This is a genomic window from Aequorivita sp. IT1183 (genome assembly GCF_058068265.1).
Genome location: NZ_JBYRHS010000003.1, coordinates 137,088 through 152,745 on the forward strand (window position 1 = coordinate 137,088; position 15,658 = coordinate 152,745).

15 protein-coding genes are annotated in these 15,658 nt (G+C 36.0%); 9 read left to right on the forward strand and 6 right to left on the reverse strand.

Features of this window, described 5'->3' with window-relative positions:
- Positions 1–34: 34 nt before the first annotated feature.
- The 5 genes from AC3RVF_RS06265 (at position 35) to AC3RVF_RS06285 (ending at position 4,651) form a co-directional block, all read left to right on the forward strand.
- On the forward strand, positions 35–1,972 hold the full coding sequence (locus tag AC3RVF_RS06265; RefSeq protein WP_489689794.1) for a BatA domain-containing protein: 1,938 nt from the start codon (positions 35–37) through the stop codon (positions 1,970–1,972).
- Positions 1,969–3,225, forward strand: coding sequence for a dihydroorotase (locus tag AC3RVF_RS06270; RefSeq protein ID WP_489689793.1), 1,257 nt, complete (start codon positions 1,969–1,971; stop codon positions 3,223–3,225). Before AC3RVF_RS06265 ends, AC3RVF_RS06270 begins: the two co-directional genes overlap by 4 nt.
- Entirely contained in the window at positions 3,225–3,545 is a 321-nt protein-coding gene (locus AC3RVF_RS06275) for a hypothetical protein (RefSeq protein WP_489689792.1), read from the forward strand. Before AC3RVF_RS06270 ends, AC3RVF_RS06275 begins: the two co-directional genes overlap by 1 nt.
- 49 nt (positions 3,546–3,594) lie before the next feature.
- Complete coding sequence (locus AC3RVF_RS06280) at positions 3,595–3,918, forward strand: DUF4870 domain-containing protein (protein WP_489689791.1); 324 nt, start codon at positions 3,595–3,597, stop codon at positions 3,916–3,918.
- A 76-nt stretch (positions 3,919–3,994) separates the two neighbouring features.
- Positions 3,995–4,651, forward strand: coding sequence for an alpha/beta hydrolase (locus AC3RVF_RS06285; protein ID WP_489689790.1), 657 nt, complete (start codon positions 3,995–3,997; stop codon positions 4,649–4,651).
- A 15-nt stretch (positions 4,652–4,666) separates the two neighbouring features.
- Here the strand turns inward: AC3RVF_RS06285 and AC3RVF_RS06290 are convergent, their stop codons facing one another.
- Together AC3RVF_RS06290 and AC3RVF_RS06295 are read right to left on the reverse strand one after the other, a co-directional pair.
- Positions 4,667–5,161 carry a hypothetical protein gene (locus AC3RVF_RS06290; protein WP_489689789.1) on the reverse strand — a complete coding sequence of 165 codons (495 nt, stop codon included), beginning with the start codon at positions 5,159–5,161 and terminating at the stop codon, positions 4,667–4,669.
- A gap of 2 nt (positions 5,162–5,163) precedes the next feature.
- Positions 5,164–5,940: an MBL fold metallo-hydrolase gene (locus AC3RVF_RS06295; protein WP_489689788.1), complete on the reverse strand. Its 777-nt coding sequence runs from the start codon at positions 5,938–5,940 to the stop codon at positions 5,164–5,166.
- A 168-nt stretch (positions 5,941–6,108) separates the two neighbouring features.
- Between AC3RVF_RS06295 and AC3RVF_RS06300 the strand changes: the two genes are divergently transcribed.
- Positions 6,109–7,563, forward strand: coding sequence for a nucleotidyl transferase family protein (locus tag AC3RVF_RS06300; RefSeq protein WP_489689787.1), 1,455 nt, complete (start codon positions 6,109–6,111; stop codon positions 7,561–7,563).
- Here the strand turns inward: AC3RVF_RS06300 and bcp are convergent.
- A complete protein-coding gene (bcp, locus tag AC3RVF_RS06305) occupies positions 7,560–8,012 on the reverse strand; it encodes a thioredoxin-dependent thiol peroxidase (RefSeq protein ID WP_489689786.1) in 453 nt (150 codons plus the stop codon). The two genes, AC3RVF_RS06300 and bcp, sit on opposite strands and share 4 nt — an antisense overlap.
- Before the next feature lie 30 nt (positions 8,013–8,042).
- On the opposite strand from bcp, the gene AC3RVF_RS06310 reads away from it, so the two are divergent.
- Positions 8,043–8,699, forward strand: a complete 657-nt coding sequence (locus AC3RVF_RS06310; protein ID WP_489689785.1) for an endonuclease III domain-containing protein — start codon at positions 8,043–8,045, stop codon at positions 8,697–8,699.
- A gap of 99 nt (positions 8,700–8,798) precedes the next feature.
- Here AC3RVF_RS06310 and AC3RVF_RS06315 read toward each other — a convergent pair whose 3' ends face one another.
- Positions 8,799–8,951, reverse strand: a complete 153-nt coding sequence (locus tag AC3RVF_RS06315; RefSeq protein ID WP_181566797.1) for a hypothetical protein — start codon at positions 8,949–8,951, stop codon at positions 8,799–8,801.
- A 57-nt stretch (positions 8,952–9,008) separates the two neighbouring features.
- Positions 9,009–9,593 (reverse strand): RNA polymerase sigma factor, encoded by a 585-nt coding sequence (locus AC3RVF_RS06320; RefSeq protein WP_489689784.1) that lies wholly within the window; start codon positions 9,591–9,593, stop codon positions 9,009–9,011.
- A 257-nt stretch (positions 9,594–9,850) separates the two neighbouring features.
- Between AC3RVF_RS06320 and uvrA the strand changes: the two genes are divergently transcribed.
- Positions 9,851–12,628, forward strand: coding sequence for an excinuclease ABC subunit UvrA (uvrA, locus tag AC3RVF_RS06325; RefSeq protein ID WP_489689783.1), 2,778 nt, complete (start codon positions 9,851–9,853; stop codon positions 12,626–12,628).
- Positions 12,629–12,907: 279 nt separating this feature from the next.
- Positions 12,908–14,191 (forward strand): hypothetical protein, encoded by a 1,284-nt coding sequence (locus AC3RVF_RS06330; protein ID WP_489693008.1) that lies wholly within the window; start codon positions 12,908–12,910, stop codon positions 14,189–14,191.
- A gap of 74 nt (positions 14,192–14,265) precedes the next feature.
- Here AC3RVF_RS06330 and AC3RVF_RS06335 read toward each other — a convergent pair whose 3' ends face one another.
- Positions 14,266–15,546 (reverse strand): glycosyltransferase family 4 protein, encoded by a 1,281-nt coding sequence (locus AC3RVF_RS06335; protein ID WP_489689781.1) that lies wholly within the window; start codon positions 15,544–15,546, stop codon positions 14,266–14,268.
- Positions 15,547–15,658 lie beyond the last annotated feature (112 nt).

The following is a 15,658-nucleotide window of genomic DNA, read 5'->3' on the forward strand; positions in this document are numbered from 1 at the left end:
TTCCATTTTTTATCTTTGAGCAATATTTATAGGAATGCAGTTTAAACACCCCGAAATTCTTTACGCCCTTTTCCTGCTGCTCATCCCTATATTTATTCATCTTTTCCAACTTCGGCGTTTTCAAAAAGTAGATTTTACCAATGTTGCTTTCCTTAAAAAAGTAACCATACAAACACGTAAAAGTTCGCAGCTTAAAAAATGGCTTATTTTACTAATGCGTTTGTTAGCGATGGCAGCTATTATTATAGCTTTTGCGCAACCTTTTACCGCTTCAAAATCTGCGTTAAATACTAATAAAGAAACCGTCGTTTATATAGACAATTCGTTTAGTATGCAAGCCAAAGGCGCCAAAGGCCCTATACTGGAGCGTGCATTGCAAGATTTATTTGAAAAAATTAATGGCACTGAAAAAATAAGTTGGTTTACAAATAATGCCGACAGAAAGAATGTTTCTGCACAAGATTTTAAAAGCGAGGTTCTATCAGTTGAATATTCGCAAAATCAATTGTCTCCGAACCAAGTAATTTTGAAAGCCAATCAGCTTTTTTCGAATGAAAAAGGAGTTTCAAAAAGATTGGTTTACTTATCAGATTTTCAGCAAAAAGAAGCCTTTCCACCCATACCCGAAGATTTAATTGTAGACGCAGTACAGTTAAAACCAGTGAAGATTTTCAACATTGCAATTGACAGTGTTTTTATCGCTTCAAAAAATACTTCTACCACACAACTAAAAGTGAAGGTTTCAAAAATAGGGCAAACTCAAGGAAGAAGCGAAATTACCGAAACTCCTATTTCACTTTTCAACAATGGAAAACTCATCGCAAAAACGGCTATAAATTTTTCAGAGAATTTAAGCGGCACTGTTACTTTTGATATTGATAATTCTGAAGAATTTATTGGTAAACTAGAGCTTAACGATCCTAATCTTACTTTTGACAATAGCTTATTTTTTAGCATCAACAAACCTGGCAAAATAAAGGTTATGGCTATTAATGAAGCAAATGGCAACTTTTTGCAACGCCTTTTTGAAAAAGAAGAATTCGAATTTACACAGCAAACTTTTAAAACGATAAACTACAACGAGATTCCCGATCAGAATTTTGTTGTACTCAACGAGCTAAAGGAAATTCCCGCGTCCTTAACAACGGCGCTTAAGTCGTTTAGCGACAACGGCGGCAGTATTTTGGTTATTCCTTCAGCACAAGTAGATTTAGGCAGTTATAACAACTTCCTGTTAACAATGGCTTTGGGATCGCTTTCGGAAGAAAAAATTCAGGAAAAAAAGATTACCAAAATTGTGTTTTCACACCCATTGTTTAAAGATGTTTTTGAAAAAGAAGTAGCAAATTTTCAATATCCAAAAGTAAATTCGTTTTTCGATATTTCAACAAATGCCACGCCTGCAATAAGTTTTGAGGACAATCAGCCGTTTTTAATTCAAAATAACAAAACATATTTATTTACTGCGGCAATCAACAAGGAGAACTCAAATTTTCAAAATTCGCCATTAGTCGTTCCTACAATTTACAATATGGCTTCGCAGAGTTTATCTTTGCCACGATTATATTACACTATTGGGAAACAGAACTCAATGGCAATTCCAGTAAAATTAGGGCCCGACGAAATTCTAACGATTAAAGACAGTACCGCACAATTTATACCCTTGCAGCAAACAAAAGCTAATTACGTGCTTTTAACCACCACCGAAGATCCTAATAAAGCTGGCAATTTTGAAATTACGAAGGATGCCGAGTTTTTGGAAAATATAAGCTATAATTACAATCGCAGCGAAAGCCAACTTCAGTACCTAAATCCCGAAGACTGGGACGGAGCGAAAGTTTATAGTTCTGTGGAGGAACTTTTTAATTCTTTTGCTGATGCAAATTCAATTAACAGTTTTTGGAAATGGTTTGCTATTTTTGCATTGCTCTTTTTAGTTTTTGAAATGCTTATTCTAAAATTCTACAAATGAAGATATTACTGAAATCCGCCACCATTGTTGATGCTTCCAGCAAGCATCATTTAAAGAAACGGGATGTTTTGATAGAAAATGGTAAAATTTCAAAAATTGCAGCAACGATAGCTTCTTCAGATAAAGTAAAAGAAATTACACTCAAAAATCTTCATATTTCACAAGGATGGTTTGACAGTAGTGTTTCCTTTGGCGAACCAGGTTTTGAGGAGCGTGAAAACATTGAAAATGGTTTAAAAACAGCTGCTCACAGTGGTTTTACGAGTGTGGCGGTAAATGCAAACAGCTTTCCCGTAACCGATAGTAAAGGCTATATTAAGTTTCTAAAATCTAAAGCTGAAAATAACGCGGTAAGCCTCTACCCTATTGGCGCGTTAACCGTTGGCAGTAAAGGAATTGATCTGGCCGAATTATACGATATGCAAAACGAGGGTGCAGTTTCATTTTACGACTATAAACACCCAATCGCCAATGCAAATCTTTTAAAAATAGCATTACAATACACCCAGAATTTTGACGGATTGGTGCAATCGTTCCCATTTGATAAATCTGTTGCACGCAACGGAATGGTAAATGAAGAAGTGAACAGTACCCGCCTGGGTTTAAAAGGAATTCCAGCACTTTCGGAAGAGCTTCAAATTATTCGTGATTTGTATATTTTAGAATACAGTGGCGGCAAACTTCACATCCCGACTATTTCAACTAAAAAATCGGTTGAATTAATTAAAGATGCCAAGAAAAAAGGATTGAACGTGAGTTGTAGCGTTTCAATTTTTAACCTTGTACTTACCGACGATGTTTTGGAGGAGTTTGATACTAATTATAAACTTCTTCCGCCTTTGCGCACAAAAGCAGACAACAAAGCATTGCTAAAAGGATTAAAAGACGGCACCATAGACGGTGTTACCAGCGACCACAACCCAATTGATGTGGAGCATAAAAAAACAGAATTTGAACATGCTTTCTTTGGAAGCATCGGTTTGGAAGGTTGTTTCGGCGCATTGAATTTACATTTAGAAACGGAAGCTGCTGTTAAAGCACTAACGGGTTTAAAAAAGGTTTTTCATATTTCTTCGGAAGAAATTGAAGAAGGAAACCGTGCAGAACTAACACTTTTTAATCCCGAAGAAAGTTGGAAGTTTTCTGAAAAAGATATTATTTCAACTTCAAAAAACGCTGCACTTTTAGGAACATTGCTAAAAGGCAAAGCGTACGGAATAATTGCAAACAATCAATTGGTACTTAATTCATAATGAAAACTTCTCCCGCAGGTAAATCTCTCGCTCTTGTAGCCTACGCACCTTTTGTTGGTTTCATGATCGCATATTTCATTAATAGAGATGAAAAACACGATTTTGCTACTTGGCATGTAAAAAACATGTTTGGTTTAACGCTATTATTCATCGTTTCACTCATTGTTCAGTCACAAATAGACGTAACTGCAGGCGATATTGCTTGGCTCATCTGCCTTGCGCTGTGGTTATTATCTTGGGCAATGGCTTTTTTCAATCTTAGGAAAGGCATTCCGTTTTTAAGCGAAAAATTTCAGGAATGGTTTACTTTTTTAGATTAAAGTATTGGTTACCTTTATCTTAAATAATAACTAACCTAATTTTAAAGATATGGAAACAAGTATAGACAACGGTAAAACCGTGGCTATCATCGCTTATATAACACTTATAGGCTGGATAATCGCTCTTGTAATGAACAATGGAAATAAAACTGCGTTAGGCACCTTCCACGTGCGCCAATCGCTAGGAATTTTATGTGTGGGTACTATTTTAATAATTGTTTCAGGATTTTTAAGTATTTGGATTCTTTCAACAATTGTAAATGTAGCAATTTTAGTGTTTTGGCTTCTTGGACTGATAAGTGCCGCACAAGGCGAAATGAAACCAGTACCGGTTTTAGGCGAACAATTTCAAGAATGGTTTAAAGGAATATAATTTTAACCAACTTTTAACGAGACCTTTTCTACTGAAAAATCTTCAGTTTAAAAGGTCTTGTTTATTTTTGCAGGCTATGGAAAAACAAACATTACTTTTAGAACACAATTACAGACCCGCCAAAAACCCTTCGGAAAATCCGCCAGTTATTATTATGCTTCACGGTTTTGGGAGCGACGAAAACGACTTGTTTTCATTTGCAAGCGAGTTACCGGAAAAATACGCAGTCATCTCTCTAAAGGCGCCAATAAGATTGGAACCATACGGAAATGCTTGGTATAACATCTTCTTTGACGATACGCAAGGAAAATTTAGTGACGATGAACAAGCAATCGCTTCGCGCGAATTAGTTTCGAAATGTATTGATGAAGTTGTAGCGAAGTATAAAGTAAACGGTAACGATGTTACGCTACTAGGTTTCAGCCAAGGTACTATCTTAGGTTTTGCGGTTGCATTAAGTTACCCTGAAAAAGTAAAAAATGTAATTGGACTAAGTGGGTATATTAACGAGGAAATATTAAAAGAAGGTTATGCCGAAAATGATTTCAGCAAGCTTAATATTTATTCTTCGCACGGAAATGTAGATCAAGTTATCCCAGTGCAATGGGCTCGAAAAACCAAGCCATTTCTTGAAAATTTGAACATTGATTGTGCTTATTCAGAATTTCCTGTTGGCCATGGCGTTGCGCCACAGAATTTCTACGAATTAAAGAGTTGGTTGGAAAAGCAATAATCAATGAAACGTAACTCAATTTATATATAGAAAGGAACCAATTGGAGTTAATTCAAGATCTTTCTTTTCATTAAAGCGATATTCCAAAATCATTTCGCCCCAGTATGTGCCATCGGTAAAATCTGCAAGGATCCATTTATGGTTTAAGAATTTCAACTTATTGATTTTCATAACGCCCTCCATTCCGTCAAATGGCACTAAAGGATTGTTTCCCTTTTGTAAATTGAAATCGTAAATTTGGTCAGAAACGTTAGCCGCTACATCGGCTGCTTCGTACCCCATTTTTTCAAAATACGTCATTGCGTTGTCGTTACCGAGTAGGGTGAAATAGTTTAAATCTGCAACGTCATTCTGAAGTGTCTTGATAGAATCGTTTGCTATCGTGAGATTTTCCTCCAAAAGTGCAATTCGATTATCTTGTGATTCAAAAATGCTCTTTTCATTCATATATTGATAAATAATGAAAAGCACAGAAAACAGAAACAGGTACAAAAATATTTTATTTCTCATAATCAAATAGGTATCGTAAGTGTGTCATAAGCCAAGTGTACGTCCTTCGGAAGTTTCTTTTCTACTTCTTCGTGAAAGCCCATTAAATGGCTAATATGTGTAAAATATGTTTTTTCTGGTTTAACTTTTTCAACAAAATCGAGCGCTTCCGAAAGATTGAAATGTGAATAATGTGGCTCTTCGCGAAGGGCATTTACAACTAGAACTTTGGTTCCTTTTATTTTTTCAATTTCTTCATCAGAAATAGTTTTTACATCTGTTAAATACGTAAAACCCTCAATTCGAAATCCTAAAACCGGAAGTTTGTCGTGAAATGCTTCAATAGTAACTACCTTTTTCCCTCCTAAAATTAAAGATGAATCTTTGTCGATTTCAATTTCTTCAACACTGGGTGCACCGGGATATTTATCTACAGTTTCAAAAATATAAGCAAACCGTTCGTGCAATGATTTAAAAACACGTTTATGCGTATAAAATGGCAAATTGCCTTGCATAAAATTGAACGGACGAATATCATCGAGGCCGGCGGTATGGTCGCTGTGTTCGTGCGTTAGTAAAATACCGTCCACTCTCGAAACATTTGCGCGCAACATTTGCTCTCTAAAATCTGGACCACAATCTATTACATACGTAAAATCATCCCAACGCAATAAAACCGATACCCTTAAGCGTTTATCCCTAGGATTATTGCTTTTACAAACTGGGTGATTACTGCCTATTACGGGTATGCCTTGTGAAGTTCCGGTACCGAGAAATGTTACTTTAAATTCTGATTTCATCTGTCTAAAATATTAATTTTTTATTGGACAGAGGCAACATAATCAATCTGCATTTAGAAGTATTTTTTATGTACAAGAATCTATGCGTCATCGGCGCAAAAATACTGGTATTTTTTTTGTTTACCTATTGTATTTGCTACCTTTGTTAATTAAAGATATAACGCTGCTATGCCAGAAACCATAATAGGAGATAAGGAATTTGAAAACATTCCCTCTATAAAAAGTAAGGCTTTACGAATCAACCTGAACGAAAATATTTATGGCACTTTTGCCGAAATTGGCGCAGGACAGGAAACAGTGCGTAATTTTTTTAGAGCTGGCGGCGCATCCGGAACAATTGCTAAAACCATGTCTGCTTATGATAAGGATTTTAGCGATGCCATTTATGGAATTGAAGAGGACGGAAGATATGTAACCGAATCTCGTTTACAGAAAATGCTCTCTCACGAGTTTCAACTTATTGAAGAGCGTATAAACCGCGACAAACACCCAAATAGATTATTCTTTTCATTCGCAAATACGGTAGCTACCATAGATTTTGCAAAGAAATATAAAGGTCATGGATGGGTTGGTGTTCGCTATCAAATTGATCCAAAAGAACCGTATAACGAAATTACTTTGCACATTCGTTTTCACGAAAACGATGCGCAATTACAGCAAATAACGCTAGGAACTTTAGGTGTAAATCTTATTTATGGCGCATACTATAAATACGATCAGCCTAACAAATTGCTTCGTTATCTCTATGACCATATTGACAAAGACAAGATTGAAATAGATACAATCAATTTTTCGGGACCACGTTTTGAAAATGTTGATAATAGATTAATGAGTCTTCAACTTATTAAAAATGGCATGACCGATGCCGTTATGTTTGATCCGGACGGGCATAATATTCTTCCGGCTAGAATTCTTTATAAGAAAAATATCTTGGCACTTCGCGGTAGTTTTAGACCTGTTACGAAAGTAAACATAGATATGTTTGAGCGTTCGTACGAAATGTTTTTAGCTGAAAACAGAGTAGAAAAAGATAGAACAGAAGTTATTTTTGAAATTACACTTTCAAATCTTCGAGCCGAAGGTGAAATTGATGAAGAAGACTTTATGGATCGCGCAAAATTACTTTGCTCCCTCGGCCATACGGTTATGATTTCGAATTTTCAGGAATATTATAAATTGGTTGAATATTTCTCAAGATATACTAAGATGCGCATGGGGCTTGCCATGGGCGTAAATAACTTGGTAGATATCTTTGACGAAAAATACTATCGTCATTTAAGTGGAGGCATATTAGAAGCTTTTGGAAAGTTATTCTTTAAAGATTTGAAAGTGTACCTCTACCCTATGAAAGATGCGGAAACTGGTGAATATACAGATAGCGAAAATCTAAAAGTACACCCACGTATGAAGGAATTGTACAAATTCTTTAAATACAACGGAAAAGTGGTTGATATTACTGATTACAATCCTGAAATCATGGAAATATTTTCGCGCGAAGTATTATCAAAGATTGAAAAACACGAAGAAGGATGGGAAGAAATGCTACCTCCTGGTGTTGCTGAAATTATTAAGGAAAAGAAACTTTTCAATTGCAAAGTGGAATCAGCAAAAATAAGTAACTAATCCAGTATTTGGGCGGCGTGGTCTTTGGTTTTTACCTTGTCTATAACGCGTGTTATAATTCTGTTTTCATCCATCACAAACGTTTTTCTGTGAATACCGTCATACGTTTTTCCCATGAATTTTTTCGGTCCCCAAACACCAAACCCATTAATTACTTCTTTATTTTCATCAGCCAATAACAGAAAAGGAAACTCGTATTTCTCTTTAAAGTTTTTCTGGCGCTTTTCACTATCGGCACTTACGCCAAGCAGCTCATATCCTTCTTTTTGAAGTTCTTTGTAATTATCGCGAAGATTGCAGGCTTCAGTTGTACAACCTGGTGTACTGGCTTTTGGATAGAAAAAAACTACCCATTTTTTTCCTTTATAATCTGTTGAAGATATACTATTTCCGTCTTGATCGTTTACTTTAAAATCTGGAGCCTTATCCCCTACCATTAATGTTGTCATAATCCCTATTTTTGTATAAAAGTACTTAAAATGACCAAACAAGAGAAGGTTACGTTTGTAATTAATACGTTAAAGAACATTTATCCTCAAATCCCTATTCCTTTAGACCATAAAGACCCGTATACATTATTGATTGCCGTATTGCTCTCTGCACAAAGTACCGATGTTCGGGTGAATAAAATTACACCACTTTTATTCGAAATAGCCGATAACCCGTACGATATGGTGAAGCTTACTGTGGAAGAAATACGCGAAATTATAAAACCTGTTGGTCTTTCGCCTATGAAAGCGAAAGGCATTCACGGGCTTTCAGAAATGTTGATTGAAACATACAACGGAATTGTTCCAGCAGATTTTGAAGCTTTGGAATCTTTTCCGGCTGTTGGGCACAAAACCGCTAGTGTAGTGATGAGCCAAGCCTTTAATATACCTGCATTTCCGGTAGATACACACATACACCGATTAATGTATCGTTGGGGGTTTACAAATGGCAAAAATGTAGTGCAGACCGAAAAAGATGCAAAAAGATTATTCCCAATAGATTTATGGAATTCGCTTCATTTACAGATAATTTGGTACGGAAGACAATACTCTCCAGCGCGCGGCTGGGATTTAGAAAAGGATATAATCACTAAAACCATTGGCAGAAAAACAGTCATTGAAGATTATTGGAAAAAGAAAAAGTGATAAATGAATAAGTGGCGAATGAAGAGTTTAATATAGCTGAATTATTCATTTTTGAACGTAAAAAACCCCGAAAAGCTAATTCCGGGGTTTCTCCAAAGTTTAGTTTAGAAGCGCTTCAAACTTCATTTTATGGTAATCTATAACACTTAAAGCCATCGAATAATCCAGAAGAAATTTTATAGTTTCTTCTTTTGGAACAAGATTTTTATTCACGTCGTCCACCCGTGAGGTTTTAGAGTAAAATTTTTGCATAGAATATTATTTAGAGGTTTTATTTCCAAATAACGAAACAAAATTTACTTTATTGTATTAATTAGTTAATATAATATTGTGTTTATCAATCACTTTGCGCAAATTAATGAGCGCATAGCGCATACGTCCTAGCGCAGTATTAATACTTACGCCAGTTTGTTCGCTTATTTCTTTAAAGCTCATATCCTTATAAATTCGCATTATAAGCACTTCTTTTTGGTCATCTGGCAATTCCTGAATTAGTCTGCGCACATCATCTTCCACCTGCCCTTTAATGATTTGCTTTTCAATATTGAGGGCATTGTCGCTTAGCACCGAAAATATATTGAAATCAGTATTGTTTTCAAATTTCGGCATGCGATTGTTTTTCCTGAAATGATCTATCACCAAATTATGGGCAATACGCATAACCCACGGAAGAAACTTTCCTTCTTCGTTATAAGCTCCCCTTTTTAAAGTTTTAATAACCTTAATAAAAGTATCTTGGAAAATGTCTTCAGAGACATCTCTATCAAAAACTTTAGAATAAATAAAACTGTAGATTCGTTGTTTGTGACGCTTAATTAGCTCACAAAGTGCAGATTCATTACCGTTCATATAAGCGTTTACGAGAAACGCATCAGAGTTTATGCTTTGCTTCATATCAATACTTTTTTTTAAAAAATAAACAACTATGGATTTGGTTGCTTAGTTTAAATGTTTATTTGTTAAAAGTAAAGATCAGCTATAGGCAATATTTTTTTTATATGACGTTAAGAGCCGTAAATATAACAACAAAGAAATTACAAATGCAAAGAAAAAGTTAAATTTCTCAAGAAAAATATTTAATATCTCCAAATGTGCATTGCTGAAACCGATATACTATCTTTGCACACAGCTATAAAAAAGGAAAAAATAAATTGAATACCGAAACATTAGATACAAAGAAATACATTCTTATTCAGGGTGCAAAACTTCACAACCTAAAAAATATTTCTGTTGCTATTCCTCGGAATAAATTGGTGGTAATAACAGGTCTTTCCGGTAGCGGAAAATCAAGTTTGGCGTTTGACACACTTTACGCAGAAGGCCAGCGACGCTACGTTGAAAGCCTTTCCAGTTATGCACGCCAATTTTTGGGAAGGTTAGATAAACCGAAAGTAGATTCCATAAAAGGTATTTCGCCAGCGATTGCAATTGAGCAAAAAGTAAATTCAACGAACCCACGATCCACCGTAGGCACCTCGACAGAAATTTATGATTATTTAAAATTACTTTTTACTCGAATTGGAAAAACAATTTCCCCAATTTCTGGAAGAGAAGTTAAAAAAGATACAACTACAGATGTTATAAGTTTTATTAAAAAATTCGCCGAAGGGGAGAAATTATTGCTCCTTGCCCCTATTCATTTAGAAGAAGGCCGAACAATGGAAAACAAAATTCAGTCTTTGGCGCAACAAGGCTATTCCCGAATTAAAGTTAAAGGCGAAGTTGTTAGAATAGATGAATTAAGTGGGAAATCGTTCCCTAAAAAAATAGATTTAGTTGTTGACCGTATTATTACGAAGGACGATGAAGATTTCTACAACCGACTTGCAGACGCTATTGAAATTGCTTTTTTTGAAGGAAAAGGTGAATTATATATCGAAACACTTTCTTCAAACAAAATAACCGAATTCAACAATCGTTTTGAAGCAGACGGAATGGTTTTCTTAGAACCGAACGTGCATCTTTTCAGTTTTAATAATCCGTACGGTGCTTGCCCCGTTTGTGAAGGTTACGGCGATGTTATTGGTATTGACGAAGATTTGGTAATTCCGAACACCTCTCTTTCAATTTATGAAAATGCAATATTCCCTTGGCGCGGAGAAAGTATGAGTTGGTATCGAGACCAATTGGTAAATAGTGCGTATAAATTCGACTTTCCAATCCACAAACCTTGGTTTGAATTATCTCCCGAACAAAAGCAGCTGGTTTGGGACGGCAACAAATCTTTTGAAGGCCTCAATTCTTTCTTTTCCTTTTTAGAATCGAAAAGCTATAAAATTCAAAACAGAGTAATGCTTTCGCGTTACCGTGGAAAAACAAAATGCGCAACCTGCAAAGGCAAACGATTACGTCCCGAAGCTAATTACGTTAAAATAAATGGCACTGCAATTCAAGAGTTGGTAGAGTTGCCTTTAGATAAAACAGCAGACTTTTTTAAAAATTTGAAACTTTCAGAATTTGATGAAAAAGTTGCGAAACGTTTGCTGCTTGAAATAAACAATCGCCTCAACTTTTTACAAGATGTTGGCTTGGGTTATTTAATGCTGAACCGCAAATCGAATACGCTCTCGGGTGGAGAATCGCAGCGCATCAACCTCGCTACCTCTTTAGGGAGCAGTCTCGTGGGTTCTATGTACATTTTAGACGAACCCAGCATCGGACTTCATCCAAAAGACACTGAAAGGCTTATTGTGGTTTTAAAAGCCCTTCGCGATTTGGGCAACACCGTAATTGTGGTAGAACACGATGAAGACATAATGAAAGCTGCAGACGAAATAATAGATATTGGTCCCGAAGCTGGAACCTTTGGCGGCGAAGTTGTAGCACAAGGTAATTACGCTGAAATTCTAAAATCTGAATCGCTAACTGCGAAATACTTAAATGGCGAAATGGAAATTGAAGTCCCGAAAAAACGGCGTACTTCAAATAATAAAGTTTCTATAACTGGTGCGCGCCAGAATAATTTAAAAAATATTGATGTTACTTTTCCTCTGAATATATTTACTGCTGTAACAGGTGTTTCTGGTAGCGGAAAAAGTACTTTGGTGAAGAAAATCCTCTATCCTGCCCTAATGCGGCAAATTGGTGGTTATGGTGAAAAACCCGGTCAGTTTTCAGAAATAAAGGGAGATTTTAGCACCATAAAAAGCATTGAATTTATTGACCAAAACCCAATTGGTCGTTCCAGCCGAAGTAACCCAGTAACCTATATTAAGGCTTACGACGACATTCGGAATTTGTACGCTTCTCAAAAACTTTCAGACATTCGTGGTTACAAAGCGAAACATTTCAGCTTTAACGTAGATGGCGGACGTTGCGAAACTTGCAAAGGAGAAGGCGAAGTTACTATCGAAATGCAATTTATGGCCGATGTGCATTTAATCTGTGATGTCTGCAACGGAAAACGTTTCAAAAAAGAAGTTTTAGAAGTAGCTTTTCAGGGCAAAAACATAGACAATATACTTACAATGACCGTGGATGATGCTGTTGCATTTTTCGGCGAGCATAAGCAGGCTAAAATTGCGGCAAAATTACAGCCACTGCAAGATGTGGGGCTTGGCTACGTGCAGCTTGGGCAAAGCTCCTCTACGCTTTCTGGTGGTGAGGCGCAACGTATTAAATTAGCATCGTTTTTGGTGAAAGGAACTTCAAAAGAAAAAACTGTTTTCATTTTTGATGAACCTACAACCGGTCTTCATTTTCACGACATAAAAAAACTACTTGCTTCCTTTTATGCTTTATTGGATAAAGGTCATACGGTTATAGTTGTAGAACACAATCTCGATTTAATTAAATGCGCAGATTACGTTATAGATCTTGGTCCCGAAGGTGGTGAAAACGGCGGAAGAGTTGTAGCCGTTGGAACTCCGGAAGAAGTTGCGAAAAACAAAGAATCATTTACAGCAAGCTATTTAAAGGAGAAACTTTAGAGTTGATAAAATCTTTTTGGCACACTAATTGAAACGTAATAAATAGAGATTAAGTTTTTGGTTGGTTAGTTTTTAAAAATCCGTTAAAGTGGTAAAATACTTTAGCGGATTTTTTAATTCAACAATTTTCAATTTTATACTTTTTTCGGTTTGCAACATCCCAAAACCCTCACTGATAATCAGTTTTTTAAAATTTTGGCACGGTCGTTGGTTATTCATAATCGTACTCAGCGAACCAAAAAACATAAAGCAAGTACGAACCTTTTAAATTTTAGAATTATGAAAAACCTAGCCCTTATATTCAGTATCCTTTTAGTGGGAATTTCTGCAAATGCAACTTCCCCCGAAAGTGAAAATGAACTCAGAAGAGATTATGATGGTAACGCTTACATCTTCGTTGAAGGCGATGTAGAATTCTCAGTATTTCCTGATGGTCAATTCGACTTTGTATATGTTGGTCCACAAAATGGATCGCAAGTAACTATTAGCACCCCAAATGTGAATGTTAGTTACAACTCCGGTTATGACTACGAAGCATACGTACAATTTGATGATTACGGCGCGGTGATTCAAGTAGAGAGTGTTCCCATTTACTATGATGAATACGGTAGAATCATTCAAGCAGGAAATGTAGACATTCGCTACAATAAAAGACGCCTTGTACAAGTAGGTGGATTAAATGTTCATTATAATAACTATGGTTATTATTCACATTACACCGGGTTTATAAACGTATATAATCCATACTATGTATATCGTCCTTGGCACGTATATTACGCACCACCAATTTATTCGCACTGCGTAGTTTATGATATGCCTTACAGAAGATATTATTCGCCAGTTAGATACGGTTATCACGATCACGTAGTATATTACAAAAAGAAACATAAAGTAGCATACCACAATGGTCGCAGAGATTTCTATCGCCCAGGCAGTCGTGTTTACGATAAGAAAGGGAGAGCATCTGTAAATAGAGATTATAATCCCAACAGAAAAAATACAATGATTGCTACAAGTAATACACGTTCAAATAACACGGTAAGAAATAATAGTAATAGTACAGTTAGAAACAACAACACACGTAATAATAGTGCAGTTCGAAGCAATAACACCAGAAACAGCAGTGCCGTTCGAAATAATAACACAAGAAGTGAAACTGTAACTAGAAGTAGTAGCACCAACAGTAAAGGCGCTGCAACGGTTGACCGTAACAAGCAAAGCGATAGAAACTATTCTAGCAATGCTTCTACCAGAAACACGACTACTACTAGAGATAATAACAACACCCGAGTTAATAATAACACACGAAAGGAAAGTACAGTTCGCTCAAACAATCCTAGAACAGTTTCTAATAATAAAACAGTTCAAAGACAAACGCAAACTGCTCCTTCAAATAACAGAAGTAGTACGGTAACAAGAAATACAACGAAGGCTCCCAAAAGAGAAACTGCGAGCCGCAGCACAGTAATTAAATCCAGCGCTCCATCACGAAGCAATTCAAGTGCAAAAACCTCCAGAAGTAGTTCCAAAAATGAAACTAGCTCACGAGGAGGACGCGGATAAAAGGTAGTTTTTTGGTTGGTTGAAAACCTTCGTGATTCGCCATTGGCGGAGATCGAAGGTTTTTTTATTCAGAATTATTCTTTTAAAATTAGGGAAGCCATGTTCCGTGTCAATTCTTTCCTGCTGTATTTTTCAATTCCTTCGGAAGCAATTTTTAAGTCGCCACTTTTAAAGTTTTCGTATAACTGGAGCATTTCAATCTTCAAATCATCATCGTCCCAATAGCTGAAAAATTTACCAGATTTAGTTTCGGTAATGATTTCTTCAATATCACTTTCCTTTGGTCCGAATGCAATAATTGGCCGTCTGGCGGCTAAATACTCAAAAAGTTTTCCGGGAATAATAGCACGGGTTTCGGCGCTATTTATTTCAACTAACAATAGTACTTGACTTTGATGTTGCAGTTTTATAGCTTCTTGATGAGAAACGTAACCCAAAAATTCACAATTTGCAAGTAGCTTAAAATTTTCAAGACTTTTCTTTACTTCATCGCTTACAGCTCCGGCAAATTTAAGAATCAAATCCTTTTTGAAAGCAGCGTTTTCTTTGCAAATTTCGGAAAGCACTTTCCATATAACTTCCGGATTTCTTTCGCTTAATAAAGAACCAATATGCGATATCGAAAAAGATGAATCCATCTTAAAATCCACTTCGTCCGTAATATCATAGCCATTTGTAATAACCTCGATTGGAGTTTCGGTTATCATTTCAAACTCCTTTTTTGTAGTCGGGCTCGTAACGGTAATTAAATCTGCAGTTTTTAAAACCGAAGCTTCCAATGCTTTGTGTTTTCGTTCTGAAGTTTTATTTAATCGAAGTGATTTATGGTAGTGAATTGTGGTCCAAGGATCACGAAAATCTGCAATCCATTTTATATTAAATTCCTTTTGAAGTTGCATTCCAATAAGATGTAAACTATGCGGCGGACCAGTTGTTATTACAACATCCACAGCGTTTTCTGTTATATATTTCGACAGAAATTCAACCGAAGGATTCACCCAACCTACACGCGCATCGGGAATAAAAAAGTTGCCGCGTACATAGAGCATCAACTTCTCCATTGCCGAAATTTCCTTTTTTGAAATAATCCCGCTACTCATTTTGTTAGTTTTCTTCTTTGAAAAAACCCTTGCAAAGCGGTATGGTTCGTTTATTGGTTGCTTAATTATTTCAATATCCGAAGGAATTTCTGAAGTAAAATTTTCATCAATTAGAGGATAACTCGGGTTTTCGGGCGCGTAAACAATTGGTTCTACACCAAACTCTCGAAAGTATTTTACAAAATTTAACCAGCGCTGTACGCCCGGACCACCTGCTGGAGGCCAATAATATGTAATGATTAGGGCGTGTTTCATTTTAGGTTATTCAGTTTTTTGGTACTAGTTAGTGAGTTATATATTAAATAACTTTATAACTAAATAACTCAGTAACATTCGTAATTTTCGATGCTTTTTAGGCCGCAAAGAA